This is a genomic window from Streptomyces roseicoloratus, from assembly GCF_004117935.1.
GTDB lineage: Bacteria > Actinomycetota > Actinomycetes > Streptomycetales > Streptomycetaceae > Streptomyces > Streptomyces roseicoloratus.
In genome coordinates, this window is sequence record NZ_SDOY01000131.1 from 164828 (window position 1) to 190788 (window position 25961).

28 protein-coding genes and 1 pseudogene are annotated in these 25961 nt (G+C 73.5%); 15 read left to right on the forward strand and 14 right to left on the reverse strand.

What is annotated here, in order from left to right:
- Nucleotides 1-29: 29 nt before the first annotated feature.
- Entirely contained in the window at nucleotides 30-440 is a 411-nt protein-coding gene (msrB, locus tag ESG85_RS19870; protein ID WP_128981091.1) for a peptide-methionine (R)-S-oxide reductase MsrB, read from the forward strand.
- A gap of 141 nt (nucleotides 441-581) precedes the next feature.
- Here the strand turns inward: msrB and ESG85_RS19875 are convergent, their stop codons facing one another.
- Complete coding sequence (locus tag ESG85_RS19875) at nucleotides 582-1025, reverse strand: Fur family transcriptional regulator (RefSeq protein ID WP_128981093.1); 444 nt, start codon at nucleotides 1023-1025, stop codon at nucleotides 582-584.
- 173 nt (nucleotides 1026-1198) lie between these two features.
- On the opposite strand from ESG85_RS19875, the gene katG reads away from it, so the two are divergent.
- Nucleotides 1199-3424 (forward strand): catalase/peroxidase HPI, encoded by a 2226-nt coding sequence (gene katG, locus ESG85_RS19880; RefSeq protein WP_128981095.1) that lies wholly within the window; start codon nucleotides 1199-1201, stop codon nucleotides 3422-3424.
- A 250-nt stretch (nucleotides 3425-3674) separates the two neighbouring features.
- On the opposite strand, the gene ESG85_RS19885 is transcribed toward katG, so the two are convergent.
- From ESG85_RS19885 to ESG85_RS19895, 3 genes are read right to left on the reverse strand one after another with little or no spacing between them, the layout of a single operon-like run.
- A complete protein-coding gene (locus ESG85_RS19885) occupies nucleotides 3675-4451 on the reverse strand; it encodes an SDR family NAD(P)-dependent oxidoreductase (RefSeq protein ID WP_128981097.1) in 777 nt (258 codons plus the stop codon).
- Nucleotides 4451-4696 carry a DUF397 domain-containing protein gene (locus ESG85_RS19890; RefSeq protein WP_128981099.1) on the reverse strand — a complete coding sequence of 82 codons (246 nt, stop codon included), beginning with the start codon at nucleotides 4694-4696 and terminating at the stop codon, nucleotides 4451-4453. Before ESG85_RS19890 ends, ESG85_RS19885 begins: the two co-directional genes overlap by 1 nt.
- A complete protein-coding gene (locus ESG85_RS19895; protein ID WP_128981101.1) occupies nucleotides 4693-5520 on the reverse strand; it encodes a helix-turn-helix domain-containing protein in 828 nt (275 codons plus the stop codon). The genes ESG85_RS19890 and ESG85_RS19895 overlap by 4 nt, the downstream gene beginning before the upstream one ends.
- A gap of 130 nt (nucleotides 5521-5650) precedes the next feature.
- Here ESG85_RS19895 and ESG85_RS19900 point away from each other — a divergent pair, with 130 nt between their 5' ends.
- Nucleotides 5651-6097, forward strand: a complete 447-nt coding sequence (locus ESG85_RS19900; RefSeq protein ID WP_128981103.1) for an ATP-binding protein — start codon at nucleotides 5651-5653, stop codon at nucleotides 6095-6097.
- Between the two features lie 204 nt (nucleotides 6098-6301).
- On the opposite strand, the gene ESG85_RS36025 is transcribed toward ESG85_RS19900, so the two are convergent.
- On the reverse strand, nucleotides 6302-6550 hold the full coding sequence (locus tag ESG85_RS36025; RefSeq protein WP_164986273.1) for a hypothetical protein: 249 nt from the start codon (nucleotides 6548-6550) through the stop codon (nucleotides 6302-6304).
- A gap of 31 nt (nucleotides 6551-6581) precedes the next feature.
- Here ESG85_RS36025 and ESG85_RS36030 point away from each other — a divergent pair, with 31 nt between their 5' ends.
- Both ESG85_RS36030 and ESG85_RS19915 read left to right on the forward strand, forming a co-directional pair.
- Nucleotides 6582-7028 carry a DUF4232 domain-containing protein gene (locus ESG85_RS36030; protein WP_246095171.1) on the forward strand — a complete coding sequence of 149 codons (447 nt, stop codon included), beginning with the start codon at nucleotides 6582-6584 and terminating at the stop codon, nucleotides 7026-7028.
- 17 nt (nucleotides 7029-7045) lie between these two features.
- On the forward strand, nucleotides 7046-7627 hold the full coding sequence (locus ESG85_RS19915; RefSeq protein WP_128981107.1) for a GNAT family N-acetyltransferase: 582 nt from the start codon (nucleotides 7046-7048) through the stop codon (nucleotides 7625-7627).
- Nucleotides 7628-7673: 46 nt separating this feature from the next.
- Here ESG85_RS19915 and ESG85_RS19920 read toward each other — a convergent pair whose 3' ends face one another.
- Nucleotides 7674-9074: a hypothetical protein gene (locus ESG85_RS19920; protein ID WP_128981109.1), complete on the reverse strand. Its 1401-nt coding sequence runs from the start codon at nucleotides 9072-9074 to the stop codon at nucleotides 7674-7676.
- A 221-nt stretch (nucleotides 9075-9295) separates the two neighbouring features.
- Here ESG85_RS19920 and ESG85_RS19925 point away from each other — a divergent pair, with 221 nt between their 5' ends.
- Nucleotides 9296-10084 carry an SDR family oxidoreductase gene (locus tag ESG85_RS19925; protein WP_128981110.1) on the forward strand — a complete coding sequence of 263 codons (789 nt, stop codon included), beginning with the start codon at nucleotides 9296-9298 and terminating at the stop codon, nucleotides 10082-10084.
- Between the two features lie 139 nt (nucleotides 10085-10223).
- On the forward strand, nucleotides 10224-10571 hold the full coding sequence (locus ESG85_RS19930; protein ID WP_128981111.1) for a VOC family protein: 348 nt from the start codon (nucleotides 10224-10226) through the stop codon (nucleotides 10569-10571).
- A gap of 46 nt (nucleotides 10572-10617) precedes the next feature.
- Here the strand turns inward: ESG85_RS19930 and ESG85_RS19935 are convergent, their stop codons facing one another.
- Together ESG85_RS19935 and ESG85_RS19940 are read right to left on the reverse strand one after the other, a co-directional pair.
- Nucleotides 10618-10971, reverse strand: a complete 354-nt coding sequence (locus tag ESG85_RS19935) for a hypothetical protein (protein WP_128981112.1) — start codon at nucleotides 10969-10971, stop codon at nucleotides 10618-10620.
- A 113-nt stretch (nucleotides 10972-11084) separates the two neighbouring features.
- Nucleotides 11085-11480 carry a VOC family protein gene (locus ESG85_RS19940; RefSeq protein ID WP_128981200.1) on the reverse strand — a complete coding sequence of 132 codons (396 nt, stop codon included), beginning with the start codon at nucleotides 11478-11480 and terminating at the stop codon, nucleotides 11085-11087.
- A gap of 167 nt (nucleotides 11481-11647) precedes the next feature.
- On the opposite strand from ESG85_RS19940, the gene ESG85_RS19945 reads away from it, so the two are divergent.
- On the forward strand, nucleotides 11648-12283 hold the full coding sequence (locus tag ESG85_RS19945; protein WP_128981113.1) for a nucleoside/nucleotide kinase family protein: 636 nt from the start codon (nucleotides 11648-11650) through the stop codon (nucleotides 12281-12283).
- Between the two features lie 243 nt (nucleotides 12284-12526).
- On the opposite strand, the gene ESG85_RS19950 is transcribed toward ESG85_RS19945, so the two are convergent.
- The gene (locus tag ESG85_RS19950; RefSeq protein WP_128981114.1) at nucleotides 12527-13360 is read right to left on the reverse strand and encodes a CTP synthase C-terminal region-related (seleno)protein; all 834 of its coding nucleotides are present in this window, start codon (nucleotides 13358-13360) and stop codon (nucleotides 12527-12529) included.
- Nucleotides 13361-13457: 97 nt separating this feature from the next.
- Here ESG85_RS19950 and ESG85_RS19955 point away from each other — a divergent pair, with 97 nt between their 5' ends.
- From ESG85_RS19955 to ESG85_RS19970, 4 genes are all read left to right on the forward strand, one after another.
- Nucleotides 13458-14045: a tetratricopeptide repeat protein gene (locus ESG85_RS19955; RefSeq protein WP_128981116.1), complete on the forward strand. Its 588-nt coding sequence runs from the start codon at nucleotides 13458-13460 to the stop codon at nucleotides 14043-14045.
- A 19-nt stretch (nucleotides 14046-14064) separates the two neighbouring features.
- Entirely contained in the window at nucleotides 14065-15081 is a 1017-nt protein-coding gene (locus ESG85_RS19960; RefSeq protein ID WP_128981118.1) for a LysR family transcriptional regulator, read from the forward strand.
- A 76-nt stretch (nucleotides 15082-15157) separates the two neighbouring features.
- The gene (locus ESG85_RS19965; protein ID WP_128981120.1) at nucleotides 15158-16117 is read left to right on the forward strand and encodes a DUF1444 domain-containing protein; all 960 of its coding nucleotides are present in this window, start codon (nucleotides 15158-15160) and stop codon (nucleotides 16115-16117) included.
- Nucleotides 16118-16391: 274 nt separating this feature from the next.
- Nucleotides 16392-17531 (forward strand): aminopeptidase P family protein, encoded by a 1140-nt coding sequence (locus ESG85_RS19970; protein WP_128981122.1) that lies wholly within the window; start codon nucleotides 16392-16394, stop codon nucleotides 17529-17531.
- Between the two features lie 20 nt (nucleotides 17532-17551).
- On the opposite strand, the gene ESG85_RS19975 is transcribed toward ESG85_RS19970, so the two are convergent.
- The 4 genes and pseudogenes from ESG85_RS19975 to ESG85_RS36035 all read right to left on the reverse strand — a co-directional run.
- Nucleotides 17552-17860, reverse strand: a complete 309-nt coding sequence (locus ESG85_RS19975) for an Imm32 family immunity protein (RefSeq protein ID WP_246095173.1) — start codon at nucleotides 17858-17860, stop codon at nucleotides 17552-17554.
- 92 nt (nucleotides 17861-17952) lie between these two features.
- Complete coding sequence (locus ESG85_RS19980; protein ID WP_128981124.1) at nucleotides 17953-18360, reverse strand: hypothetical protein; 408 nt, start codon at nucleotides 18358-18360, stop codon at nucleotides 17953-17955.
- An 89-nt stretch (nucleotides 18361-18449) separates the two neighbouring features.
- A complete protein-coding gene (gene treZ, locus ESG85_RS19985) occupies nucleotides 18450-20201 on the reverse strand; it encodes a malto-oligosyltrehalose trehalohydrolase (RefSeq protein WP_128981126.1) in 1752 nt (583 codons plus the stop codon).
- Nucleotides 20202-20374: 173 nt separating this feature from the next.
- Nucleotides 20375-20677 (reverse strand): annotated as a pseudogene (locus ESG85_RS36035) (GNAT family N-acetyltransferase); the annotation flags it as partial.
- 259 nt (nucleotides 20678-20936) lie between these two features.
- Here ESG85_RS36035 and ESG85_RS19995 point away from each other — a divergent pair.
- Together ESG85_RS19995 and ESG85_RS36665 are read left to right on the forward strand one after the other, a co-directional pair.
- Entirely contained in the window at nucleotides 20937-21494 is a 558-nt protein-coding gene (locus ESG85_RS19995; RefSeq protein ID WP_128981130.1) for an FHA domain-containing protein, read from the forward strand.
- A gap of 190 nt (nucleotides 21495-21684) precedes the next feature.
- Nucleotides 21685-22947 carry a cytochrome P450 gene (locus tag ESG85_RS36665; protein ID WP_281288060.1) on the forward strand — a complete coding sequence of 421 codons (1263 nt, stop codon included), beginning with the start codon at nucleotides 21685-21687 and terminating at the stop codon, nucleotides 22945-22947.
- A 193-nt stretch (nucleotides 22948-23140) separates the two neighbouring features.
- Here ESG85_RS36665 and ESG85_RS20010 read toward each other — a convergent pair whose 3' ends face one another.
- A complete protein-coding gene (locus ESG85_RS20010) occupies nucleotides 23141-23599 on the reverse strand; it encodes an SsgA family sporulation/cell division regulator (RefSeq protein ID WP_128981134.1) in 459 nt (152 codons plus the stop codon).
- A 134-nt stretch (nucleotides 23600-23733) separates the two neighbouring features.
- On the opposite strand from ESG85_RS20010, the gene ESG85_RS20015 reads away from it, so the two are divergent.
- Nucleotides 23734-25932, forward strand: coding sequence for a TerD family protein (locus ESG85_RS20015; RefSeq protein WP_128981136.1), 2199 nt, complete (start codon nucleotides 23734-23736; stop codon nucleotides 25930-25932).
- The last annotated feature ends 29 nt before the right edge of the window (nucleotides 25933-25961 follow it).

The following is a 25961-nucleotide window of genomic DNA, read 5'->3' on the forward strand; positions in this document are numbered from 1 at the left end:
TGTCGAGCCGAGGCCGAGGAGCGAGAGAGATGGCGTACGAGGTCGAGAAGACCGACGAGGAATGGCAGGCGCAGCTGACGCCGTCGGAGTACCAGGTGCTCCGGCTGGCCGGCACCGAACCGGCCTTCCGCGGTGAGTACACGGACACCAAGACCAAGGGCGTCTACTCCTGCCGGGCGTGCGGCGCCGAGCTCTTCACGTCCCACGAGAAGTTCGAGTCGCACTGCGGCTGGCCGTCCTTCTACGACCCGAAGGACAGCTCCGCGGTCGAGCTGGTCGCCGACACGTCCCACGGCATGATCCGCACCGAGGTCCGCTGCGCACGCTGCGGTTCCCACCTCGGTCATGTCTTCGAGGGCGAGGGGTATCCGACCCCGACCGACCAGCGCTACTGCATCAACTCGATCTCGCTGCGGCTCCAGCCGGCGGACGAGAGCTGAGCGGTACGACCCGACCACACGGCGATGTCGCGAGACCGCGGTGCCGCCGGACAGACCCCGGACGGACCCCGGACGGACCGCAGCACCGCGACACCCGAACACACCGCCTGAGCCGGCCCGGCGCGTCACGCCTCGGCCGGCTCAGGCGTCTCCGGCCTCGACCGGGTTCTCCTCCGCCCCGCACACCGGGCACAGCCCCCGGTACGTGACCTCCACCGCCGTCACCGTGAAGCCGAAGCGTTCCGCCTCCGGCAGGCCCGCCAGCGGGTCGCCCTCCGGGTGGACGTCGCGGACCGTGCCGCAGCCCGCGCACACCAGGTGCTGGTGGGCGCTGTGGGCGTTCGGGTCGTAGCGCTTGGCGCGGCCCACGCTGGAGACCTCGACCACCTCGCCGAGCGAGACCAGCTCGCCCAGCGTGTTGTAGACCGTCGCCCGCGAGATCTCCGGCAGCCGCGCCGTGGCGCGGGCCAGCACCTCGTCCGCCGTGAGGTGGACGTGCTCGCCGTCGAGCACCTCGGCGACCACCCGTCGCTGCGCGGTCATCCGCCAGCCGCGCCGGCGCAGCCGTTCCAGCAGATCGCTCATGATCACCAGCCTTGCTGTGCCGTGGTGCACGTACGAGGAGCCGTACCTGGTCAAGTGCGCGTGACCATTGTGAGCATTCCGTACGAGTCCGGCCGTCGTATTGACTTGGACAGAGTCCACCATAGGATCGACTCCAGTAGTAGCCAAGAGGGTGGGTCCGGAAGGAAAGACCGATGTCTGAGCAGAATCACGATCCGCTGGTCACCGAAGACGAGGCGGCGAAGGGCGGCTGCCCGGTGGCGCACGGCCGGGCCGCGCACCCGACGCAGGGCGGCGGCAACCGCCAGTGGTGGCCCGAGCGGCTCAACCTGAAGATCCTCGCCAAGAACCCCGCCGTCGCGAACCCGCTCGGCGAGGACTTCGACTACACGGAGGCCTTCAAGGCCCTGGACCTGGCCGCCGTGAAGCGGGACATCGCCGAGGTGCTCACCACCTCGCAGGACTGGTGGCCCGCCGACTTCGGCCACTACGGCCCGCTCATGGTCCGCATGGCCTGGCACAGCGCCGGCACGTACCGCATCAGCGACGGCCGCGGCGGCGCCGGCGCCGGTCAGCAGCGCTTCGCCCCGCTGAACAGCTGGCCGGACAACGGCAACCTCGACAAGGCCCGCCGTCTGCTGTGGCCGGTGAAGAAGAAGTACGGCCAGAGCATCTCCTGGGCCGACCTGCTGATCCTCACCGGCAACGTCGCCCTGGAGACCATGGGCTTCGAGACCTTCGGCTTCGCCGGCGGCCGCGCCGACGTGTGGGAGGCCGACGAGGACGTCTACTGGGGCCCCGAGACCACCTGGCTCGGCGACGAGCGCTACACCGGCGACCGCGAGCTGGAGAGCCCGCTCGGCGCCGTGCAGATGGGCCTCATCTACGTCAACCCGGAGGGCCCCAACGGCAACCCGGACCCGATCGCCGCGGCCCGCGACATCCGCGAGACCTTCCGCCGCATGGCGATGAACGACGAGGAGACCGTCGCCCTCATCGCCGGTGGCCACACCTTCGGCAAGGCCCACGGCGCCGGCCCGGCGGACAACGTCGGCGCCGACCCCGAGGGCGCCCCGCTGGAGCAGCAGGGCCTCGGCTGGAAGAACGCGTACGGCACCGGCAAGGGCGCCGACACGATCACCTCCGGTCTCGAGGTCACCTGGACCACCACGCCGGCCCGGTGGAGCCACGACTTCTTCAAGCACCTCTTCGAGTACGAGTACGAGCTCACCAAGAGCCCGGCCGGCGCCCACCAGTGGGTCGCCAAGGACTCCGAGGAGATCATCCCCGACGCCCACGACGCGTCGAAGAAGCACCGCCCGACCATGCTCACCACCGACCTGTCGCTCCGCTTCGACCCGGTCTACGAGCAGATCTCGCGCCGCTTCTACGAGAACCCGGACCAGTTCGCGGACGCCTTCGCCCGCGCCTGGTTCAAGCTGACGCACCGTGACCTCGGTCCGGTCGCCCGCTACCTGGGCCCGGAGGTCCCCTCCGAGGAGCTCATCTGGCAGGACCCGCTGCCGGCCCGCACCCACGAGCCGGCCGACGCCGCCGACCTCGCCTCCCTCAAGGAGCGGATCCTCGGCTCCGGCCTCACCGTCACCCAGCTGGTCTCCGCCGCCTGGGCCGCCGCCTCCTCCTTCCGCGGCAGCGACAAGCGCGGCGGCGCCAACGGCGGCCGCATCCGCCTGGAGCCGCAGCGCAACTGGGAGGTCAACAACCCCGACGAGCTCGCCCAGGTGCTGCGCGTCCTCGAAGGCATCCAGGAGTCCTTCAACGCGGGCCGCACCGACGGCAAGCAGGTCTCCCTCGCCGACCTCGTCGTCCTCGCGGGCAACGCGGCCGTCGAGAAGGCCGCCAAGGACGCCGGCCTCGACGTCGAGGTGCCGTTCACGGCCGGCCGCGTCGACGCCTCCGCCGAGCAGACGGACGTCGAGTCCTTCGCCGCCCTGGAGCCCACCGCCGACGGCTTCCGCAACTACCTCGGCAAGGGCCACCGCCTCCCCGCCGAGTACCTGCTGATCGACAAGGCGAACCTGCTCACCCTCTCCGCCCCGGAGACCACGGTCCTCGTCGGCGGTCTGCGCGCCCTCGGCGTGACCCAGCCGCAGACCTCGCTGGGCGTGTTCACCGAGACCCCGGGCAAGCTGACGAACGACTTCTTCGTCAACCTGCTCGACCTCGGCACCGAGTGGAAGTCCACCTCCGCGGACCAGACCACGTTCGAGGGCCGCGACCTGGCCACCGGCGAGGTCAAGTGGACCGGCACCCGCGCCGACCTGGTCTTCGGCTCGAACTCCGAGCTGCGCGCCGTCGCCGAGGTGTACGCCTCGGACGACGCGAAGGAGAAGTTCGTGACGGACTTCGTCGCGGCCTGGGCCAAGGTCATGGACCTGGACCGGTTCGACCTGGTCTGATCACCGACGGCCCCGGGACCGAGCTCCGTTCGGCCCCGCCTGATCAGTGATCGGCCTGTCCGTGGACCCCGGCGGTTCTCCGCCGGGGTCCACGGCGTTCCCGGGGCCCGGGGCCCACGGCGCGCTTCGGACGCTCCGGGACACACGGCGGCACCCAGGCGCCGGCCACGGCCTCCGGGCACGGGGACCCAGGGCGTGCGCCGAAGGCACCCAGGGCGCCGGCCGCGCCGAAGGCCCGGTCCTCACCGGTTCAGTGGACGGACAGTCCGCCGTCCACGAAGACCGCCTGCCCGGTGACGTACGCCGAGGCGCGGCTCGCCAGGAACACGGCCGCGCCCTCGAAGTCCTCGGCGAGCCCGTTCCGCCCGATCATCGTGCGGGCCGCCAGCTCGGCGACCTTGGCGGTGTCGGAGGACAGCCGCTCGTTGAGCGGCGTCAGCACGAAGCCGGGCACGAGGGTGTTCACGGTGACGCCGTACGGCGACCACGCCTCGGCCTGCGAACGCGCCAGCGACTCGAGCCCGCCCTTCGCCACTCCGTACGCCCCGGACTGCACGAACGCGCGGTGCGCCTGCTGGGACGTGACGTGGATGATCCGCCCGAACCCGCGCTCGGCCATCCCGGGCCCGAACCGCTGCCCCAGCAGGAACGGCGCCTCCAGGTTCACCGCCATCGTCCGGTCCCACACCTCGTCCGTGAGCTCGGAGAGCGGCGGACGCAGGTTGATCCCGGCCGAGTTGACGAGGATGTCGGGCTCGGCGCCGCCGAGCGCGCGTACGGCGTCCTCGGCGGCCTGCCGTACGCCCGGACGGGTGGCCAGGTCCCCGCTCACCCAGGCGGCGCTCGCGCCGAGTCCGGTGAGTTCGTCGACCGTGTCCTTCAACTCCGCCTCGCGCCGCGCGACGATGACGACGGACGCACCCGCGCGCGCCAGGGCACGGGCGATGGCCCTGCCGATCCCGGAACTTCCGCCGGTGACGACGGCGTTGAGACCGGACAGGGAGAACAGCTCGTCCAGGTACGTCATTACAGCTGCTCGCACCCGCCGACGAAGGCACTCCAGGCGGCGGGAGCGAGCGCGAGCTGAGCATCCTCGGGCCGCTTGGAGTCACGGACGTGGACAGTGGTGGGGCAGGCGGCGACCTCGACACAGTCGCCGTCACCGCCGCTGCTGTACGTGGACTTCTGCCACGAGAGGGCGACTTCGACGCAGTCGCCGCTGCCGCCGCTGCTGTAACTGCTCTTGAACCAGGCCAGGTCAGTGGTGCTCATGTAGCTCCTCGCATCTGCCGCAACAGGCTCTGGGAGTCTTCCAGGGTAAGCGCCTGTGACCGCATCCTGTCATACCGCCTCTTGAGGATTCCGACCTCTTTGGCGTCGGAGATGAGCATTCCAGCCCGCTGGCCTTCGACGTATCCGTACCAGCGATTCTCGGGAGTCTCCAGCATCTGCATTGGGCCATCGAGCCCCGCGTGGTGGGCACGGCTCATCGCCATCACCTGCACCTCGATGTTGCGCCGCTCGGACATCCGCAGGATGTGCTCGATCTGAGCCCTGTGGACGTCGGGCCCGCCCGTCTCCCTCCGCAGCACGTGCTCCTCGATGATGAAGCTGTACGAGGTGTTGACCCGCTCCGTCAGCAACTTCTGCCGCTTCATGCGCGCGACGAGGTTCTCCTCGATCTCCGCGTCTCCCATCGGCGGCAGTTGCTCCTCGAAGAGCGTCCGCGCGTACGGCTCGATCTGGAGCAGGCCGGGGATCAGCCGGTTCTCGTACGTGTAGAGGCACAGCGCCGTCCGCTCCAGCGTCGCCCACCGCCGGAACCAGTTCGCGAGGCCCGGTTCCCGTGACAGGTGCTTCGCCGCGCCTCTGATCGCGCCGAAGCCCTCCAGGATCTCCTCCGACCTGTCCACCAGCTTCGGCGAGGGGAACCGTCGGCCCTGTTCGACGGAAGAGATCGTCTCCACCGAGTAGCCCGCCCGGGGCGCGAACTCCTCCTGTGTCAGCCGCGCCCGCCTGCGGAACGCCTTGAGCACCTCCCCGAACGCCCTGAGGCTGTCGGAGGTCTCCGGTTCTGTGTAGTCGTCCGATGTCATCACGCACACCTCCCACCCCGCATCGTCACGGGCCGTGATGAGTACTGTCCACCCTCCGAGCTCGTACGCTTACGGAGCGTACGGGTTTCTGACCTGGGAACCGGCCTTCAGGGCCGCCATCTTGGGGCTCATGACCACCTCTCAGATCGCTCGGGCCGACGAAGTTCCGGTTACCGTACGTGTGTTCACCCAGCGTTTCAGCTCGACGCCGCGCGGCGCGCGCCTCGCCCGCCGGCTCGCGCTCCACCAGCTCGACCGCTGGGGCCTCGCGCCGCACGGCAGCGCGCTCTCCGACGTGGCCGCGCAGATCGTCGCCGAGCTCGCCGCGAACGCCGTGACGCACGGCCGGGTGCCCGGACGGGACTTCGAGCTGACCCTCGCGTACGAGCCGGGCGTCCGGCTCCGCATCGACGTCGCCGACACCCGTACGGAACGCCTGCCCGCCCTCGTACCCTTCACCGGCCCGCTCTCCGAGACCGGTCGCGGGCTGCTCCTCGTGGCGGCGCTCGCGAGCCGCTGGGAGATCGTGGACCGGGTGTCGGTGGGCAAGACGGTCCGCGCCGAAGTCGATCTCTGACGCGGGACGGGGCCGCGGGACGGGGCCGCGGGAACCGGTCGCAGGGCTTCGGCGGACCCGGAATCGCCCCGTCCCTGTCCGCCCTTGGTAACAGACCCGCACGGCGTGCATGACCGTCCGTCTCCGCGCGCACACTCTGCTCGACGAGCAGCAGTTCGACGGCACGGGGGAAGTGGTAGCGGACATGAACACACGGGGGAAGTCCTACGCGGTCGGCGCGGCGATGGTGGTCGCGCTCCTCACGGCGACGGCGTGCGGACCGAACGAGACGGACGACGCGGGCGCCGCCGGCGGGTCCTCCGCCCGGCCGAGCCCGACGGACTCGGCGGGTTCGACGGGGACGCCGAGCCCGACGAGCCCGACGACGTCGACGGAGCCCACCAGCGTGTCACCGAGCACGACGGCCTCGGCGAAGCCGAGCCCCAGCAGTGGCAAGGGCAGTGGCAAGAGCAAGGGCGGAGGCGGTGGCGGGAAGAGCGGTGCCGTGGCCGACTGCGTCGTGGCGGACCTCGGGGTCTCCGCCGTCAAGGAGCCCCCGAACAGCAAGGAGTCCAGGCACCTCCTGATCACCGTCCAGAACACCGGCGACGCGACGTGCAACCTCTACGGCCACCCGTACGTGCGGCTCGGCGCGGACGCGCAGACGACGGTGCCGGTGATCAAGGACAGCGACCCCGACCCGGGCAGGCCCGTCACGATCGCTCCCGGAGAGGAGGCGTACGCCGCGCTCCTCGTCGCCGGCGGCAAGAGGGACGAGTACGCGGCGCGGAGCATCACCCTGACGCTCCAGGGCCGCAAGCCCGGCACCAAGGCGGGCGGGGCGGTCGACGTGCCCATGCCCGTCGCCACGCTGTACGCGGACGACGGTCAGCTCGTCACGTACTGGACGACGGCCGAGGGCATGGCCCTGGACTTCATCATGTCCAAGTGACGGGACAGGATGCCGACATGACCGATCACACGTCGGCCGCAGCCTGGCCGCCCGCCCCGGCCAAGACCGAGCGGCTCGTGCTCCGCGAGTCCGAGGCGCGGGACCGCGCGGCGTTCGTCGCGCTCTTCTCCTCGCCGGAGGTGGGCACGTACGTCGGCGGCTCCCGCCCGCGTGACGAGCTCGACCGCGCGATGCCCGAGGTGCCGGGGCGCCGACGGGGCCTCTTCGTGGTCGAGCTCGACGGCGCGATGATCGGCATGATCACGCTCGACCGGCGCGATCCCGGGCGTCCCGGACGACTGCGCCCGGAGCACGTCGGTCCGGGGTACGGGGCCGGTCCGCGGCCGGAGGGCGGGGAAGTCGAACTCGGCTACATGTTCCTGCCGGAGGCGTGGGGGCGCGGGTACGCCGCCGAGGCGTGCGCGGCGGCGCTCGACTGGTTCGCCGCCGCACACCCCGGTGAGCCGGTGGTGCTCTCCACCCGGCTCGCCAACGGCCGCGCGATGCGGCTGGCGGCGAAACTGGGGTTCGTGGAGGCGGAGCGGTTCGAGGAGTACGGCGCGGAGCAGTGGTTCGGCGTGCGGGCGGCGCGGGCGTAGGCGCACGTCGGCCTCGGTGCGACGGCGCGGTGTGCCGTCGGGCGCGTCAGGCCGGCGGACCGTCGAGAGGGATGTCCGCGTACGGCTTCCCGGCGTGTCTGAGCACCGCGGTCTCCGCGACCTGGTGGCGGTGCAGCAGTTCCGCGACGACGCGCGTACCGGCCGGGAGGTCGTCGCGGATCACCACGTCCAGGTGCTCGTCCCGGCGGACCAGGTCACCGTTCTCGTCCCGCGTGTACGTGCCGCCACCGGCCTCCGCCCGGCCCAGTCCGCGCTCGTTGAGCGCCGCCGACAGCTCCGCGGCGAACCGCTGCCCGAAGTCCCGGGGGCGGCCGGCGGCAGGCAGGGTCAGGGAGAGCCGCCATGACCGGCCGCCGGCCGGTCGGCCGCGGCCGCACCAGGCCGCGGTCAGCCTGCCCCGTTCCAGCCCGGCCAGGGTCTCCACGACCCAGGCGGCCTCGGCCTTCACGACCGGTCCGGCGGACAGCGCCCGGAGCATCCCGGGCCGTGCGAAGCCCGCCCGGGACAGCGCGTCGGCGAGCGGCCCGAGGTGCCGGTGACCGCCCGGGCCGGTGCAGCGGCCGAGCGCGGCCCGCACCTCGTCGGAGCGGAGGGCGGGGTCCGCCCGTACGGCGTCCAGCAGTTCCGTCGCGCGGGCGAGGAGCAGGGACCAGGCGGCGAACGGGAAACCGTCCGACACGGGATGCCGCAGGGAGTGCAGCGGCACCCCGTCCGGACCGTGCTGCGTCACCGCCCGGCAGCCGTCGGGACGAACCGTCCACTCGACCCCCGCGCCGCGAAGGTCCCGCAGATCTAACCAGTCCCGCGTCTCTTCCCTGACGCCGTCCGCCGTTCCGCCGTCCGCCGTGCGGCCGTCCGCCCCTGTGGGGCGTACCGCGGCGAAGGCCGCGTCCGCGACGGCGGCGATCGAGGCGACCGTGTCCTCGTCCCTGCCTTCGTCCCCCTCCTCGGACAGGAAGGCGAATCGCAGCAGCAGAGCCGTCATCGGGCCCGGGTGCCGCAGCGCCGGATCGTGAACGGCGGCCGCGCGGCCCAGCAGGTCGAGTTCCGCCCACGGCATGACGTGGGGGTGGGAGTGCGCCGTGTCGTCCCAGCCGACGGTCTCGGCCTCCGCCGATTCCGGCGAGACGACGGACAGGTCGACGTGGCAGGCGCCCGGTTCGAACACGAGCCGCAGCCCGAGCCCGTCGTCCAGCGGGAACTCCGCCGTGAAGACGTCGCCCTCCGCGCCGCCCTTCGCGCCGCCCTTCGCGCCGTCCTTCGCGTCGCCCTTCGCGTCGTCCTTCGCGTCGTCCTCCGTGTCGCCCTCCCCGTCGTGCCCCCGCGACCTCTCGTCGTACTCCTCCAGCGCCTCGTCGTCGAAGAAGTACAGGGGCCAGAAGTGCGGTTCCGCCATCAGGGCAGCACTGCGATCGTCCATGGGCATGGGGGCACGCTAGCGGCACCGTACGACACCGACCCGACCCGGGGCGGGGCAGGGGCCGGGGCAGGGGGGCAGGGACGTAAGGGTGCGGCGGCGGGCATACGTACTGGCGGAGGCATGACGATCAGGAGCGTGCTCCTGGCGATGTCACAGACCGGGTGGCCGCGCTCGTCCTCTTTTCACGCACGTGATCCACCACGCGATAGAGAAGAGGCGATCTCACGATGACCGCGACCACGACGACCATTCTGGTGACCGGAGGCACGGGCACCCTCGGCCGGCTCGTCACCGAGCGACTGCGCGAGGAAGGGCACCAGGTACGGGTGCTGAGCCGGCACACCCAGCCGTACGCGGTCGACCTGCGCGAGGGCGGGCCGGTGCTCGACACGGCCCTGGACGGCGTGGACACCGTGGTGCACTGCGCGACCACACTGGGCGGCGGGGACGAGAAGGCGGCGCGCGTGCTCGTCGACGCGGCCCGCCGGGCCGGGGTGCGGCACCTGGTGTACATCTCGATCGTCGGCGTCGACCGGGTGCCGCTGCCGTACTACCGGGCGAAGCTCGGCGCCGAGCGGATCGTCGAGGAGTCGGGCCCGGGCTGGACGATCCTGCGCACCACCCAGTTCCACGACCTGGTGCTCCGGGTCCTGGAGGCCCTGGCGAAGACCCCGGTGATGCTGGTCCCGTCCGGCACGTCGGACCAGCCGATCGACGTGGCGGAGGTCGCCGGCCGGCTGTGCGAACTGGCCGTCGGCGAGCCCGCGGGCCGGGTCCCGGACATGGGCGGCCCCGAGGTCCGCACCTTCACCGACCTGGCCCGCGCCTACCTGACGGCGACCGGCCGCCGCCGCGCCGTCCTGCCGGTCCGCCTGCCGGGCAGCACGGCCGCGCGCTTCCGCGCGGGCGGCCACCTGACACCGGACCGGGCGGTGGGCCGCACCTCGTTCGAGGACTTCCTGGCGGCCCGGGCGGGGGAGCCTCGGGCGGGGGCGCGCACGCGGAGGTCGGCGTGAGGGGCGCGTCGACGGCGGGCGCGCCATTCGGCGTGGGTGCCGGTGCCGGTGCCGTGCCGGTGTCGGTGTCACGTAGTACTTCTGGAGAGTCCGAAGTCTCCGGCGGCTGCCGTCCGTTCCCAGCTTGGAGTAGTTCTCGATGACCGTTCGTCGCGTCGTGCCCAACGTCCAGTCGGAGTCCGTGGAGGAGAACCGGGAGTTCTACGGCCTGCTCGGGTTCGAGGAGGTGATGAACCACGGCTGGATCGTGACGCTCGCGTCCCCGTCCAGTCCCACGGCGCAGATCAGCATCATGGCCGGTGACAAGACCGCACCGGTCACGCCCGACATGAGCGTGGAGGTGGACGACGTGGACGCGGCGTACGCGGCCGTACGGGCCAGTGGCGCGGAGATCGTCCATCCGCTCCAGGACGAGGAGTGGGGCGTGCGGCGCTTCTTCGTCCGGGACCCCGACGGCCGGGTGGTCAACGTCCTGGGCCACCGCTGACGGCCGGTCCGGCCGCCGGTCCCGGCCGTGGGGCGCGGGGCGGTGCTCAGCGGAACTCGTGGACGACGTCGATCGTGCCGACGATGTGCGCGTTGAACTCGTCCAGCTCCTCGGCGGGCACCCACAGCTCCAGGATCGTCCTGCCGCCGGCCTGCCGGACCGGGTAGCGGGCCAGGAAGGCGGTGTCGACCTCGAAGCGGGTCACGTAGCCGACGCCGCTGTGCTTGACGTTCCAGTCGCGGGCGATCCGGATCGCGTAGTCCTCGTTGAGGACCGGGTAGAAGATCGGCTGCTCCGGCAGCCGCGGCGGCCACGCCCGCCACTCCGACGCGCGCACGAGTTCCAGCTCCTGGGGACCCGTGGGTCGCCAGAGGGTGGTGGTCGCGCGACGGCTGGTCATGGCACTGCTCTCTTCGTCTCGGAGGCGTGGAGGACGGAGAGGCGACCGTATCCGCGGGCCGGGGCCGACGGCGAGGGGTTTTCCGGGGTCGTACGGGGTCATCCGGGGGGTGCTCAGGCGGTGGCGGGCTGGAGCAGGTCCCACCGGTTGCCGTACAGGTCCTCGAACACGGCGACCGAGCCGTACGGCTCGTGCCGTGGCTCCTCCAGGAAGCGCACGCCGGCGGCGGTCATCCGGGCGTGGTCGCGTACGAAGTCGTCGGTGTGCAGGAAGAACCCGACCCGCCCGCCGGCCTGCGCCCCGACGGCCGTCGCCTGCGCCTCGTCCTTGGCCCGGGCGAGCAACAGTCCGGTGCCGCCCGGCCCACCCCGCGGCCGCACGACGACCCACCGGCCGCCGTCACCCCGGTCCGTGTCCTCGACGAGTTCGAAGCCCAGGGCGTTGGTGTAGAACTCGATCGCCTCGTCGTAGTCACGGACGACGAGCGTGACGAGCGCGAGTGCGGGCAGTGAGGTGGCTGCGGCCGAGGACGGGTGGGGCCGGGGCGGGGGAGTGACGGACGACATGGCAGCAAGGTAATACGTATGACGGCGCCCCGCCAGCGGAGCCGGCAGCGTTTCTTGCCTCGCCGGCCGTCCCGGCACGGGCCGGGGCTCCATGGCGGCTCGGTGGGAGAATGCGGCGCATGGACGTGCAGGGGACCGACGGGCTCGTTCGGAGGGCCCGGGCGTTGGTGGGGGACGGGCGGCGGCGGATACTCGGGATCGCCGGGCCGCCCGGGGTCGGGAAGTCGACGCTGGCCGCCCGGTTCGTCGCGCGGCTCGACGGGCTCGCCGCGCTCGTGCCCATGGACGGCTTCCACCTGGCCCAGGCCGAGCTGGAACGGCTCGGGCGCGCCGGGCGCAAGGGCGCGCCCGACACCTTCGACGCCGCCGGGTACGCCGCCCTGCTCGCGCGGCTGCGCACCCCCGAACCCGGCGTCACCGTCTACGCGCCCGCCTTCGACCGCAGCCTGGAAGAACCGGTCGCCGGCGCGATCCCCGTGCCGCCCGGGGTCCCGCTCGTGATCACCGAGGGCAACTACCTGCTCCACGACGAGGCCCCGTGGGCCGCCGTCCGCCCGCTCCTCGACGAGGTCTGGTACCTGGACCTGGACGACCGGCACCGTGTGCCCCGGCTGATCGCCCGGCACGTCCGCTTCGGCAAGGAGCAGGCCCACGCCGAACGCTGGGTCGCCGAGTCCGACGAGGCCAACGCCCGCCTCGTGGCGCGCGGTCGGGACCGCGCGCATCTCGTCGTACGGATGAGCTGACCGGCTGGCGGCGACCACCGCCCGTCGTGCGGTCTGTGGTCACGCCCTCCGTTCCGGCGCATCCACCGCAACGAGACCCTCCGCGACCTGGGCATCCCGGCCGCGGCACCCGCGTACTGCCGGGCACGGCGTCCGTGTAGTGCCGGGCACGGCATCCGCGTACTGCCGGGCGCAGCGTCCGCGTACTGCCGGGCGCTCAGGTGGACTTCAGCCCGCCAGTCCCGCCGGGCCGGCAGGTGGACTTCAGCCCGTCATTCCCGCCGGGGCCGCCGTACGCGTGACGTCCGGCCCATGCGTGACGGCCGCCGCCCGCGCGGCCGCCGCCGTGGCCAGGGCGCGGACGATCGGGTGCGGGCGGGTCCCGTCGCCCGCGAGTTCCGGCTGGAACAGGGTCGCCAGGAAGAAGGGATGGCCCGGCAGTTCCGCGATCCGCACCTGCCCGTCCTCGTCCACTCCCGTGAACCGCAGCCCGTGCGCCTCCAGCGTGTCCAGATGACGACTGTCGGGACCGTAGTTGCAGTGGTAACGCTCGGTCGTCAGCTCCGCGCCCAGCACCGACTCCGCCAGCGAGCCCGGCGTGAGCCGTACCCCGCCCTCGTGACCCACCAGCGAGCAGGCCAGCGGCGCGAGCAGCAGGTCCGCCTCGTCCGCGTCCGGGTCGTTCTCCGCGTGCGCCGCCCGCTCCAGGCCGCACACGTCCCGCGCGAACTCCAGCAGCGCGTGCTGGAATCCCGCGCAGGTCCCGAGGAACGGGATGCCCTTCTCGCGCGCCGTGCGGATCGCCGCCAGCGCACCCGCCTCGCTCGCGTACGGGCTGCCCGGCAGCAGCCACACGGCGTCGAAGCCCTCGACCGCGCCCGGCGCCGCCGCGTCACCGCTGGGGATCCAGTACGCGTCCAGGACGAGCCCGTCCCGCTCCGCCAGCGCGTCGAGCAGCATCGGGATCCGGACATGGGACTTCACATGCGGGGAACGGTCGCCGACCAGGGCGATGCGGGGAACGGGGGCCAGGGAGGAGGGGGCGGAGGCCGGGATGAGGGCGGAGGTCGGGGTGAGGGTGGGGATGTGCGTGCTCATGGAGACCATCCTCAGAGGCGTCGCCCGTTCACGTCCAACGATGATTCATGCACTCTCCATCACGAACGCTTATGACCTACGGGAGTAGGGTGCCGCCATGAGCAGCGATGACGCGAGCAGCAACGACGCGAGCAGCAACGACGCGAGCGGCAGCACCCACGACGCCCGCGACTGGGAACAGCGGCTCGCCGCCGCCTGGAACGAGCTCGACGCCTACGACTCCGATCCGGCCGGCTTCCGCGCCCGGATCGCCGGACTCGCCGCCGAGCGACCCGCCGACGATCCCGTCGCCCTCTTCGAGCAGGCCGCCGCCCACGACTCCACCGGCGAGCCCGAGCAGGCCGTCCGCCTGTACCGGCGGGCCCTCGACGGCGGCCTCACCGGACTGCGCCGCCGCCGCGCCGTCATCCAGCTCGCCAGCAGCCTGCGCAACCTCGGCCGCCCCGACGTCAGCGTCGAACTCCTCACCGAGGAACGGGCGATCCCCGCCGACCGGCTCGACGCCGACGAGACCGCCCTCACCGCCGCCGTCGACGCCTTCCTCGCCCTCGCCCTCGCCGACACCGGCCGCGAGCGCGAGGCCGCCTCCCTCGCGCTCGGCGCCCTCGCCCCGCTGCTGCCCCGCTACAACCGCTCCCTCGCCTTCTACGCCAGGGACCTGCTGAACACCCCCAAGGGCTCCTGAGCGGGAAGCCGACGAACCCGTGGACCCGCACCTGCTCCGTACGTACGTCTCCGTGGCCCGGCTGGCCTCCTTCTCCGCCGCGGCCAGGGAACTCGGCTACACCCAGTCGGCCGTCTCCCAGCACGTCGCCGCGCTCGAAGCCGACCTCGGCATGCCGCTGCTCGGCCGCAGGCCCGTCGCGCCCACCCCGGCGGGCGAGCGGCTGCTCGAACACGCCGCTTCGCTGCTGCTGCGGCTGGACGCGGCGCGCGCCGATCTGGCCCGGTTCGCCGCACCCCCGCGCGAGACGCTCACCCTCGCCGCCGCGCCGCTCGCGCTCCACCCGCGCGTCCTCGCGGCCCTGCCCGCCACCGGCGTCACCGTGCGCACGCTGCCGCGCGACGAGGTGCCGGCCGCCGTCGCCACCGGCGCCGCCGACCTCGGCCTGGTCGACGGCCTCGCCGCACCCAGCGACCCGCTCCGGCTCCCCGACGTCGCCCCGGTCACCGCGCGCCCGGTCGCGGAGGAGGGGCTGGTGGTGGCCCTCCCGGCGAACCACCCGCTCGCGAGCCGCGCCACTTCCGCCACCGCACCCGCCACTTCCGCCACCGCACCCGCCACTTCCGCCACCGCACCTGCCGGCGCCACCACCGCACCTGCCACCTCCGCCGACGCGGGCACCCTCACCGCCCCCGCCCCCGGTCTCGTCCTCGCCGATCTCGTCGACGCCCGTTGGCTGGACGCGCCGGACGCGGGCTTCCCGCTCGACCGCCTGCGCGCCGTCCACGGAGCTCCCGCCGGGCGCGGTTTCCGCGCTGCGCTGCGCTACGAGGGCACCGACGCCCGTACCCTCACCGCGCTGGCCGCCGCCGGACACGGCCTCGCCCTCCTGCCCGCCTCCGCCGCGGGCCTCGGCGTCCCCGGGGCCGTCTTCGTCCCGCTCGCCGCGCCGCGCCTGGTCCACCGCACCGAACTGCTGCACGCCGGACGCGAACCGGCCGGGCCCGCAGCCGAGTTGGTCCGGAGACTCGGCCCCCGTACGGCGGCCGGTCGCTAATCTGGCTGCGCAGGGCACGCGGGAGGACCGGGAAACGACCGACCGGGCGGAAACGGCGAGAGGAAGGCGGGACGACGTGGGGTGGTTCCGGCGAGGGCCGAGGCGTGACGACGAGGACGCGCCGCGGGACCCCGAGTTCACGTACTTCTCCGAGCGCGAGGCCGCGCTCTTCCGCAGGCAGGTCCGCGAGGCCTTCGCCGAGCTGGGCCTCGAGGTCACCGTCTACGCCGGCTCCGTGACCGACGACTCCGGTCGCCGCTTCGGCCTCGGCAACCTCGCCGCCGTCTGCCACCAGGACCCGCGCGGCACCCGCATCTGGCCGCGGCTGATCGACCGTCACGTACGGCTCGTGGTCCGCGCCCTGGAGGGGCCCTCCGCCCTGGAGACCCTGCCGCCCGAACAGATCCGCGCCCAGCTCTATCCGCGGGTCGTCAGCGGCGAGGGCATCGACCCCGGCACCTTCGGCTACGCGCGGACCGTCGCGCCCGGCCTGTACGAGGTCCTCGCGCTCGACCTGCCGGAGAGCGTCATGACGCTCACCGACGAGGCGCTGGAACGCCTCGGCGACCCGGTGCGCCTGCGGGAACGGGCCATCGACAACCTGCGCGGGCTGCCCGTCGAGGGGCACGAGACCGTCAAGGACGCGGACGGCATGCGCTTCGAGGTCATCCTCGGCGACTCCTTCTACACGGCGAGCCGGGTCCTCGACCTGGACGCCGTCGTCCGGCGGGTCACCGGCCTGCCGCTCACGGAGGACGGCGCCCTGGTCGCGATGCCGTTCCGGCACCAGCTCGCCTTCCACGCGATCCGGGACACCACGATCGTGCCCGCCCTCGGCGCCATGGCCTCGTTCGCCGCGTCGGGCTACGAGGACACTCCGGGCGCCATCAGCCCGTACGTCTTCTGGTGGCGGGGCGGCACGCTCACCCAGCTCAGCGAGCACGCCGAGGAGGACGGCCAGCTGCGGATCGTGGTCGGCGACGAGTTCCAGGCGCTGCTGGAACGCCTCATCGTCCGGAACCCGGACCAGAGCTGAGCCCGCCCGGGGCCTGGCGTTGGCCCTGGCCCCGGATCCGGCTCCGGCCCCGGATCCGCCGTCGGCCCCTGAAGTGCGCCGGCCCCCGAACCATCCCTGAGACGGCCCCGAGGCCGGCCTTGAGACGGCCCGAAGGCCGGCCCCGACACGGCCCCCGAGCCGGGCCCGACACGGCCCCCGAGGCCGTCCCTGAACGGGCCCTGAAACCGGCCCCGAGCGGTCGCGGACCCGGCTCCCGCCCGGCAGGATGCTGTGCGTGAAGAAGGAGACCACCATGCCCCGGAGCACGAGCGGCGAACCCGCCGCCTTCACCGCCGACGACTACCGCGCCCGGATGGCCCGGGCGGCCGAGTCCGCCGCCGAGGCCGGGCTCGCGGGTGTCCTCGTGGCGCCCGGGCCGGACCTGGTCTACCTCACCGGCTACCGGCCCACCACGATCACCGAACGCCTGACCGTGCTCGTGATCGCCCCCGGACAGGACCCGGTCCTGGTCGTCCCCACCCTGGAGGCGCCGGACGCCGAGAAGGCGCCGGGCGCGGCCGCGCTCAGCATCCGGGACTGGACCGACGGCAAGGACCCTTACGCCGTCACGGCCCCGCTGCTCGACGTCGACGGCCGCTTCGGCGTCAGCGACAACGCCTGGGCCATGCATCTGCTGGGCCTCCAGCAGACCCTGCCGGGCACCTCGTACGTGTCGCTCACCGAGGCGCTGCCGATGCTCCGCGCCGTCAAGGACGAGCACGAACTGGCCCGGATCGCCGCGGCCGGGGCCGCCGCCGACCAGGCGTACGGCGAGATCCTGAAGGTCCGCTTCGCCGGCCGCAAGGAGACGGAGGTGGCCGCCGACCTGGCCGCGCTGCTGCTCGGGTCCGGCCACTCCCAGGTGGACTTCACGGTCGTCGGCTCGGGCCCGAACGGCGCCAACCCGCACCATGAGGCCGGTGACCGCACGATCGAGCACGGCGACATGGTCGTCCTCGACTTCGGCGGCCTGAAGCACGGCTACGGCTCCGACACCACGCGCACCGTCCACGTCGGCGAACCGACGGACGAGGAGCGCCGGGTCCACGACCTCGTCCGCGAGGCCCAGCAGACCGGCTTCGAGGCCGTCCGCGCGGGGGCCGCCTGCCAGGACGTGGACCGCGCGGCCCGCAAGGTCATCGCGGACGCGGGCTACGGCGAGTACTTCATCCACCGCACCGGCCACGGCATCGGCGTCACCACTCACGAACCCCCGTACATGATCGAGGGCGAAACCCGCCCGATCGTCCCCGGCATGTGCTTCTCCATCGAACCGGGCATCTACCTCCCCGGCCGATTCGGCGTCCGCATCGAGGACATCGTCACCCTGACGGCCACCGGCAGGGGCCGCCGCTTCAACGACACGTCGCGCGAGATGGCGATCGTCGAGTGACGTCTGCGACGAGGATCCGGTCACTCCTCGTCGCTGCGCTCCAGGACCAGGCCGACGGACCCGCCTTCCAGCCCGTTGCCGTCCTCGAGGTGCAGATGGGCTCCATCCGCAACTCCTTCGCCGGCCAGTACCAGAAGGTGCCCGGCAAGCGTCCTGAGCCCCGCGGCGTTCGCTTCGATGACGACCTCGGCCCCGAGGTTCCGCACCTCGATCCGGGCATCGGCGTCCCAGGAGAAGCGGAGCCCTGTGCCCGCGGCGGCGGCCGTGACGTGAGTGCTCTCGACCGGCGCTGAGCCATTTTCGGAACTCATGGAACCCACGGAACTCATGGAAGTCATGGTGCCACTGGACGGACCGGTTCAGGAGGTCAGGGCACCGGTCCTCGCGGGTGGAGCACTGTGCGAAGGACAGGAGGCCACGGTCACCAGTCGCGCCATGCGTCGGTGATCTCGGTGCGGTTCATGCCTCTCCGCTCCGCCAGAGCGGCCACGTCCACACCGTGCTCGCTCAACGTGAGATCGATGTACGCGCACAGCTGCTCCCGCTCCTCGGTGCAGTAGCCGGCGCCGCCGTGGCTGTCGTCGCCGTCGACGGCGTTGAGCGCCAGGACAACCCTCTCGACGACCCCGAAGACCTCTTCATCGGAAGGCCCGACGAGCGCACCTACCTCCGCCTCGAACGCCTCCAGCGCCGAGTCCGTCGCTCCGAGCAAGGATTCGGGGTACATTTCCGCCGCCTCGGCGCACCCGGTTTCCAGGATTCCGGCCTCGACGTCTCGGGCCACCTGCGCCGTCCAGGCACGCCAGTTCTCAGGGGGTCTGTTCGCCATGGCGGGAAACTACTGCGCAGCACTGACAACCCGGCTGGAGGCGCTCAGCGCGTAGTCCGTGGCAGTCGTGTGCCGTGGGCGGGTGGCGTTCAGCCGTCCGTCAGGATCACCGCCGACTCCGCCGGGAGGGTCAGCAGGCCGTCGCGGCCCGGGGGGTCCGTGCGGTCCCAGGCCGCCAGGACGCGGTCGCGGCCGTTGGAGCCCAGGGCGATGTCCGCCGGTTCCTTGCCCAGGTTCACCGCGACCCTGATGTCGCCGCGGCGGAAGACGAGCCAGCGGGCCTCCTCGTCGTACGCGACCTTCACGCCGGCCAGGTCCGGGTCCGTGAGGTCCGGGAGGGTGCGGCGCAGGGCGATCAGTTCGCGGTGCCAGGCCAGCAGGCGTTTGTGGGGCTCGCGTTCGCGTTCGGCGCGGTCCAGGACCGAGCGGTCACGGGTGGCCGGTTCCTGAGGATCCGGCACGTCCTCCTCGGCCCAGCCGTGCGCCGCGAACTCACGCCGCCGGCCGCGCCGTACCGCCTCCGCCAGCTCCGGATCCGTGTGGTCCGTGAAGTACATCCACGGCGTCGTCGCGCCCCACTCCTCGCCCATGAACAGCATCGGCACGGACGGGCCCGTCAGGACCAGGGCCGCCGCGCAGGCCAGCAGGCCGGGGGAGCAGGACGCCGAAAGCCGGTCGCCGGTCGCGCGGTTGCCGATCTGGTCGTGCGTCTGCGCGTAGCCGAGGAAGCGGTGCGCCGGCGTGCGCTCCCGGTCCACCGGGCGGCCGTGGTGCCGGCCGCGGAAGGAGGAGTACGTGCCGTCGTGGAAGAAGACCCGGGTCAGGGTCTTGGCGAGGGCCGCCATCGGGGCCCGTGCGAAGTCCGCGTAGTAGCCCTGCGACTCGCCCGTCAGCGCCGTGTGCAGCGCGTGGTGGAAGTCGTCGTTCCACTGGGCGTGGACGCCGATCCCGCCCACCGTGCGCGGTGTGGTCGTGCGCGGGTCCGCCAGGTCGGACTCGGCGATCAGGAAGTGCTGCCGGCCCTGCTCCTTGGCGAGCTCGTCCACCGCCGCCGACAGCTCCTCCAGGAACGTCAGCGCCCGTGTGTCCGCCAGCGCGTGCACCGCGTCGAGCCGCAGCCCGTCGATCCGGTAGTCCTGCAGCCAGGCGAGCGCGCTGCCCAGGAAGTACGCCCGGACCTCGTCCGAGCCCGGCGCGTCCAGGTTCACCGCCGCGCCCCACGGCGTGTGGTGCGTCTCGGTGAAGTACGGGCCGAAGGAGGGCAGATGGTTGCCCGAAGGCCCCAGGTGGTTGTGCACCACGTCCAGGACCACGCCCAGACCGAGCCCGTGCGCCGTGTCCACGAAGCGCTTCAGCGCCTCGGGCCCGCCGTACGGCTCGTGCACCGCCCACGGCGCGACCCCGTCGTAGCCCCAGCCGTGCACGCCGGGGAACGGACACAGCGGCATCAGCTCCACATGGGTGACGCCGAGGCCCGTGAGCTCCCCGAGCCGCTCGGCCGCCGCGTCCAGGGTGCCCTCCGGCGTGAACGTGCCGACGTGCAGCTCGTACAGGATCCCGCTGCGCATCCGCAGCCTCGGCGTGTCATGGCGCCAGGAGTACGTGTCGTGGTCGACGACCGCCGCGAGACCGTCCGGGCCGTCAGGGAGCCGCCGGGCCCGGGGATCGGGCAGGAGCGGCCCGTCGTCGAGGGAGTAGCCGTAGCGGTCGCCGTCGGCGGCCGGGACGACACCCGTCCACCAGCCGGGACGCTCGGCGTCCCGCTCCAGCGGATGCCGGACGCCGTTCAGCTCCAGCACCACCCGGTCACGGGCGCGCGGCGCCCACACCTCGAACAGCACGCGACGGTCCCCTCGTCGACGACGGACGTACGGCCTGGACCCGCGGGCCCCGGACGTACGGCCGCGCACGGCACCACGGCCGTGCGCGGCCGTGGACGCGCACCGCCACGGACGTTCACGGCCCCGGACGTGCGCGACCACGGACGTACAGCTCTACGGCACCATCCTGGCAGTCAGACGCCCGCCGTGCCCGGCGCGTCCCCCACGAAGTTGACCGAACGCTCGACGTTCACGTAACCCGCCCGGGCGAAGGACCTCGCCATCGGCACGTCGCCCGGGTCCGTCGCCGCCCTGATCCTCTCCACGCCCTCCTGCGCGGCGAGCACCCGCGTCCCCTCCGCCAGGATCTCGTCCACGTGTCCGCGGCCGCGGTGCGGGGGCAGCACACCGATGTACGCGATGATCGGGTGGTGGCTGTTGCGCGCGGGCACGACGAAGCCGACCGGCTCACCCGTCCCGGGCAGCTCGGCGGTGCGGGAGGTCCGGGCGGCTCCGATGCGGCCGTACGCCGGTTGGTCGGGCGGGTGAGCAACCGCCGGCCGTCCGGGCCGGTGGTCGGCGGGTGGTCGGCCGCCGACCGTCGCAACGATGGGGGTCGGCGGCAGCCGGTTGTGCGGGCAGGAGCGCGTACGGCGGTGTCTCCAGGGCCTCTTGGGCGGAGCCGGCGGGGTGCGGGCGGGCGGGGCTCGGGACCCTTCTGGACACCCCGGGGCCTCGCGACGGACAATCACGTATGTGACGACCCCTTACGAGCTGCCGGCCGGGACGCCTGACGCCCCTCGGCTCACCGACGCCGAGCGCGAACGCGCGCTCGCGGTGCTCCGCGAGGGCGCGGCGCAGGGACGTCTGTCGCACGACACGTTCCTGTACCGCATGGAGCGGGTGCTGGTCGCCCGGCGCCCCGACGAACTCGCCCTGCTCACCGCCGACCTCGCGACCGAGTCGACCTGGACCCGGCGGGTGGTCGGCGCGGTCGAGAAGATGTCCGCGTTCACCGCCAGGATCGGCCGGGCCTGGCATGCCGAACGCCTGCCGAAGCTGCTCCTTCCGCACCCGGGGCCGTACCCGCTGCGGATCGGGCGGGACCCGGTGAACGGTCTGCGGCTCAGCCACGAGACCGTCTCCCGGCTGCACGCCGAACTGTCCTCGCAGGACGGCACCTGGGTACTGCGCGACCTCGGCTCCACGAACGGCACCACCGTCAACGGCCGCCGGGTCACGGGCGCGGTCGTGGTCCGGGCCGGGGACGCGGTGGGGTTCGGCCAGATGTCGTTCCGGCTGTCGCTGAACTGACCGGCGGGCCGTCCCTCCCCGGCCGCCCGCGTCCGCGCAGCGCCCGTGCTCTTGCGCCGTTCCCGCGCCCCCGCATCGGCACCGGCGCACACAGGTCGAGATTCACCCGTTCGGCGGTGTACGTGATGCGATCGAGTGCTCTCGGTGGTGAGCTGGGGTGATGCGCGCCGCTGACCGACGAGGGGGCCAGATGAGCGACGAGCCGCAGAGCCGTGAGTCCCGGAGCAGCCTGCTGCCGACGAGCGGTCGGCCCGAGGCCGGCCCGACTGAGGCCGCGCCGCCCGACGCCCGCCCGCCCGAGGCCGCGCCGCCCGAGGCCGGCCCGACCAACGGTGGCCACCTCAAGGGCGGCCATCCCGAGGGCGGCCATCCCAAGGGCGGGCCGGTCCTGGGCCGAGAGCCCGCACGCCCGTCCCCCGCACGCCCGTCCCCGGCACGTCCGTCCCCCGGGCGCGGACCCCGGCGGGATCACTGGAGCGCGCTGCCCGCCATGGCGCCCGCCGGGTCGGCGGCCGCCGTCGCCGCCGACGAGCGGCCCGCCCGCCGCGTCGCCCCCAGCCCGCTGGAGCCCGGCGCGACCCGGGACCCGTACCGCACGTACCGGGTGCTGCGCGAGGAGTTCCCGCTCACCCACGACCCGCTGCTGCGGGCCTGGGTGATCAGCCGGTACGCGGACGTCGCGAGCGCCCTCGCCGACGCGCGCTTCACCCACGGCCACCGGCCCGGCGACCCGCCGTGCGCCGAGACCCACACCGACGTCGACGAGGCGGAGCTGCGGGCCGTCGCCGAACGCACCGCCTTCGTCCTCGCCCGCCGCATCGCCGGACGGCCGCGTGCCGACCTGGTCGCGGACTTCTGCCACTGGCTGCCCGCCGGCACCGTCGCCGCCGCCGTGGGCGTGCCGTACCGGGACATGATGCGGCTGGTGCGCGGCCGGGCCGCGTCCGCGCTCGCGGGGCAGTGCACGGCCCGGATATCGGTGCGCGAGAAGGCCCTGGCCGGCTTCCTCGCGGACGTGCTCGCCGATCCCGACCTGGTCGAGGTGCTGCGCGACGCCCCCGCCGGGCTCGTCGCCCGCGCCTGGGCCGAGTCGCTGCGCCGGGAGCCGCCGGTCCAGATCATGATGCGCCGCACCCGCGGCGATATCCACGTCAGCGGCGGCGTCCTGCCGGCCGGTGCCCCGGTCGCCCTGCTCGTCGGCGCCGCGGGGCGCGACCCGGACCGGTTCCGCGACCCGGACCGCTTCGACCTGCTGCGCGACGACCCGGGCCAGCTCACCTACGGCCCCGGCCCGTGCCCCGCCGTCGCCCTCGCCGCCCTGGAGGCCGAATACGCCCTGCTCGCCCTCTTCCAGGCCATGCCGCGTCTCCGTCTCGCCGACGGTTTCCGGCCGGAGCGCACGGGCGTCGTCACCCGCGCCCCACGCGCGCTGATCGTCCGCCCCGGCGGCTGACACCGCCCGCCGACCGGGCCGCCACCCGCCAGTCGGCCCCTTCTTCCCGCCGGCCGGGCTGATTCCCGCCGACCGGCGACGGCCGCCTTCCGTCGCCCGGCCCCCGCCCGCGAGAACCCCGCCTCCCGTCGCCCGGCCCGTGCCTCCGAGCCGGCCGCCCGCCGCGCCCGCCGTGCCGGCCCCGCGCGCCCGCTCACACCCACCCGATGTGCGCCGCCTCCGCCTCCCAGTCGATGTGCGTCGCCTCCGTGCCGGCCGGGACCGCCTCGAAGGTCTTCGCCAGCCAGGCGCGGAGGGCCGAGCGGTCGACGTCGACCAGGACGGGGACTCCCGTGCCGCCGAGGCGGATGCGCAGCCGCCCGTCACGGCCGCCCTGCCGCAGCGGCCAGAACTGGACGTCGCCCTCGCCGCACGGCGTCCGGGTGCCGCGGTGCAGCAGTTCCCGGGAGAGCGTCCACTCGACCGCGTGCTCGCCCCGGCCGAAGCCGACCAGGACCGCCCACGGGTCGTCGGGATCGTAGGAGAACCCCACCTCGATGGGGAACTCCAGGTCGGCGTGCACCCTGCGGCCCGTCGTCCGCCACGGGGCGACCGTGGGCTCCGTCGCGGGCCAGGCCCGCCCGTCCTCGCCCCGGCGGCGCGGCTCGGACATGTCGCTCTCCTCTCGTCGACTGCGCTGTGTGCCTCTCCCCGCACGTAACCGCAGTCGCCCGACCCATGCGTGCCGGGCGGAATCCCGGCGAAATCCGTGTGCGCCGCGCCGCCGGCCCCTGGGAGCATGCGCCCATGGTCCACACTCTCGAACGCCTGCTCGTACGCCACACCCTCCGCCTCCCCGCACAGCCCGCCGCCGGCGGAGCCGGAACGCAAGGTGCCGCCGCGGCACGGCAGTTCGACGTGGCCCTGATGTCCGTCGGGTTCAAGCTCTCCGCCGAACTGTTCGCCGCGCTCTCGTCGTACGACGCGAAGACGGTCACCGCGCTCGCCGCCCGCACCCTGACCACCGTCCGCGAGCTCGTCGGCGACCACGTCCGCCACAACACGTACTTCGTCGACTTCCCCGCCAACGTGCCCGACACCGCCGCCTTCTGGGCCGAGTGCGTCGACAGGGCGCTCGGGAACGAGGTCACCCGTCCCGGGGTCCTCGCCCAGCTCAGGGACGGTGTCGTCGACCTGCTGAGCCTGCCCGGCTACGGGCGCTACCAGCACCGCTACGAGGAGATGCTCGCCGCGCACGAGGAGCTGACCGCCTCGCCCGGCGACCGCGTCACGCTGCTGCACCTCGGCGGCACCCTCCACGACGAGGCCACCGCCCTCTACCTGGCGCTCGCCGGCAGCCGCACCCCGCTCGGCGAGGAGCACCTGGCCGACCTCGCCGTGCTCGCCCAACACCACGCCGACGGCCCGCAGCCCGAGGCGATCCCGATACGGGAGCACCGCGCCGTGGTCAACCGCGCCCGCCTCCGGGCCGGTGTCCCGCTGCTCGCCGACACCGTCACCGACGTGCTGCGCCTCGCCTGCGCCCTCTCGGGCGGCGACGTCGGGCTGCTCGAACCCACCCGGTTCCGCGCGCCGTCCCGGCCGCACCGCCGCGCCCTGCTCGCCGCCCTCGACGCGGTCGTCGCCGGAAACCCGGCGAAGCTCGCCGACGTGCCCCGGCACCGCGAGGCCTGGAAGCGGCTCGGCGAGCGGCTGCACCCGCACGAGTACCCGCAGTGGCCGCACGCCGCCGAGGTGTTCGCCGTCGCCCGCGGCGAGCGCGAGGCACCCTCACTCGCCGGGCACGTGGAGGACCTGCTCGCCCGGAACGACGTCACGGGGGCGGCCGAACTGCTGGCCACTGCCGCGCCCGGCGTCCTCTTCCGCTCGCTGGACCGGCTGCTGCGGACGGCCGCCGACGACGCCCGGCGGGACGCCGTGCTCGCCGCCGCCGAGCGGGCCGCGCCGCGCGTGTCCGGCCGTGTCGTGCTCTCCGTACGCGACCACATCGCCAACCGCGCGGACGGGAGCGGCGGAAGCCGGAGCGGGCCGCGCCGTGTCTTCGTGAACCGGCGGGGCGCCGCCTGGGTCACCGAGGACACCCGCCCGCCGCTGCCGGCCGAGGCCCGCGAGCGGCTCGTCGCGCTCCTCGACGCCGAGACCCTGCGCCGGCTCGACGTGCCCGAGCGGCTGCTCGTCGACCCGGCCGTCCTGGACGTGGCGCTGCCGCTCAGCGGCCGGGCCGCGGCGGCCGGCATCGGCACCCTGCCGCGCGGCTCCGTCTCGCCGGTCGACGGCGACCTGCTGCGCTTCTTCACGTACTGGAAGCAGTCCGCCCACCGGACCGACCACGATCTGTCCGCGCTGGTCCTGGACGCCGACTACGACGCGGTGACCTGGCTGTCGTACACCGCGCTCAGTTCGGTCGAAGGCGTGCACTCCGGGGACATCACCAACGCCCCGGACGGGGCCTCGGAGTTCATCGAGCTGCGGCTCGGCGCCGTGCGCGGCGACTTCGTCGTGCCGCAGGTGCACGTCTACAGCGGCGAGCACTTCGAGGCGGTCGAGGAGTCCTTCTTCGGCTTCATGACGCGCGACGCCGACCAGGGCGGCGCACCCTTCGAACCGCGCACCGTGCGCATGAAGTCCGACCTGCGCGGTCCCGGCCGGATCGCCCTGCCGCTCGCCTTCCAGCGCGACGAGGAGGGCCGCTGGAAGGCCCGCTGGCTGCACCTGTACCTCAGGGGCGAGCCGCAGGAGAACCGCGTGGAGGAGAACGTGCTCACCTTCGCGGTGCTGCTGCGCGGCCTGGTCGAGCGCACCCCGCTGACCGTCCGGCACCTCACGGAGCTGATGACGGGGGCGGGCGCGCGCACCCAGCCGTGGGACGGCCGGACGGTGCCGGACGAGCCCGTCACCTTCATCGGCCTGGAACGGCCGGACGGCCTGCCGGCGGGATCGCGGGTGATCACGCCGGAAAATCTCCGCGACCTGATCCCGGCCTGAGTGTTAGGTTCTTCCCGGGGCGAGGCCAT

What these genes read in the sequence shown, in the direction of transcription:
- ESG85_RS19945 (WP_128981113.1), top strand. Translation starts at nt 11,648, where the DNA reads ATGCGGCGCATGGACGTGCAGGGGACCGACGGGCTCGTTCGGAGGGCC.
- ESG85_RS19900 (WP_128981103.1), top strand. Translation starts at nt 5,651, where the DNA reads ATGACCACCTCTCAGATCGCTCGGGCCGACGAAGTTCCGGTTACCGTA.
- ESG85_RS19955 (WP_128981116.1), top strand. Translation starts at nt 13,458, where the DNA reads ATGAGCAGCGATGACGCGAGCAGCAACGACGCGAGCAGCAACGACGCG.
- ESG85_RS19975 (WP_246095173.1), bottom strand. Translation starts at nt 17,860, where the DNA reads ATGAGTTCCGTGGGTTCCATGAGTTCCGAAAATGGCTCAGCGCCGGTC.
- ESG85_RS19895 (WP_128981101.1), bottom strand. Translation starts at nt 5,520, where the DNA reads ATGACATCGGACGACTACACAGAACCGGAGACCTCCGACAGCCTCAGG.
- ESG85_RS20015 (WP_128981136.1), top strand. Translation starts at nt 23,734, where the DNA reads ATGGTCCACACTCTCGAACGCCTGCTCGTACGCCACACCCTCCGCCTC.
- ESG85_RS19935 (WP_128981112.1), bottom strand. Translation starts at nt 10,971, where the DNA reads ATGACCAGCCGTCGCGCGACCACCACCCTCTGGCGACCCACGGGTCCC.
- ESG85_RS19980 (WP_128981124.1), bottom strand. Translation starts at nt 18,360, where the DNA reads ATGGCGAACAGACCCCCTGAGAACTGGCGTGCCTGGACGGCGCAGGTG.
- ESG85_RS19890 (WP_128981099.1), bottom strand. Translation starts at nt 4,696, where the DNA reads ATGAGCACCACTGACCTGGCCTGGTTCAAGAGCAGTTACAGCAGCGGC.
- ESG85_RS36665 (WP_281288060.1), top strand. Translation starts at nt 21,685, where the DNA reads ATGAGCGACGAGCCGCAGAGCCGTGAGTCCCGGAGCAGCCTGCTGCCG.
- ESG85_RS20010 (WP_128981134.1), bottom strand. Translation starts at nt 23,599, where the DNA reads ATGTCCGAGCCGCGCCGCCGGGGCGAGGACGGGCGGGCCTGGCCCGCG.
- ESG85_RS19885 (WP_128981097.1), bottom strand. Translation starts at nt 4,451, where the DNA reads ATGACGTACCTGGACGAGCTGTTCTCCCTGTCCGGTCTCAACGCCGTC.
- ESG85_RS19915 (WP_128981107.1), top strand. Translation starts at nt 7,046, where the DNA reads ATGACCGATCACACGTCGGCCGCAGCCTGGCCGCCCGCCCCGGCCAAG.
- ESG85_RS19875 (WP_128981093.1), bottom strand. Translation starts at nt 1,025, where the DNA reads ATGAGCGATCTGCTGGAACGGCTGCGCCGGCGCGGCTGGCGGATGACC.
- msrB (WP_128981091.1), top strand. Translation starts at nt 30, where the DNA reads ATGGCGTACGAGGTCGAGAAGACCGACGAGGAATGGCAGGCGCAGCTG.
- ESG85_RS19920 (WP_128981109.1), bottom strand. Translation starts at nt 9,074, where the DNA reads ATGCCCATGGACGATCGCAGTGCTGCCCTGATGGCGGAACCGCACTTC.
- ESG85_RS19950 (WP_128981114.1), bottom strand. Translation starts at nt 13,360, where the DNA reads ATGAGCACGCACATCCCCACCCTCACCCCGACCTCCGCCCTCATCCCG.
- ESG85_RS19970 (WP_128981122.1), top strand. Translation starts at nt 16,392, where the DNA reads ATGCCCCGGAGCACGAGCGGCGAACCCGCCGCCTTCACCGCCGACGAC.
- ESG85_RS19930 (WP_128981111.1), top strand. Translation starts at nt 10,224, where the DNA reads ATGACCGTTCGTCGCGTCGTGCCCAACGTCCAGTCGGAGTCCGTGGAG.
- ESG85_RS19925 (WP_128981110.1), top strand. Translation starts at nt 9,296, where the DNA reads ATGACCGCGACCACGACGACCATTCTGGTGACCGGAGGCACGGGCACC.
- katG (WP_128981095.1), top strand. Translation starts at nt 1,199, where the DNA reads ATGTCTGAGCAGAATCACGATCCGCTGGTCACCGAAGACGAGGCGGCG.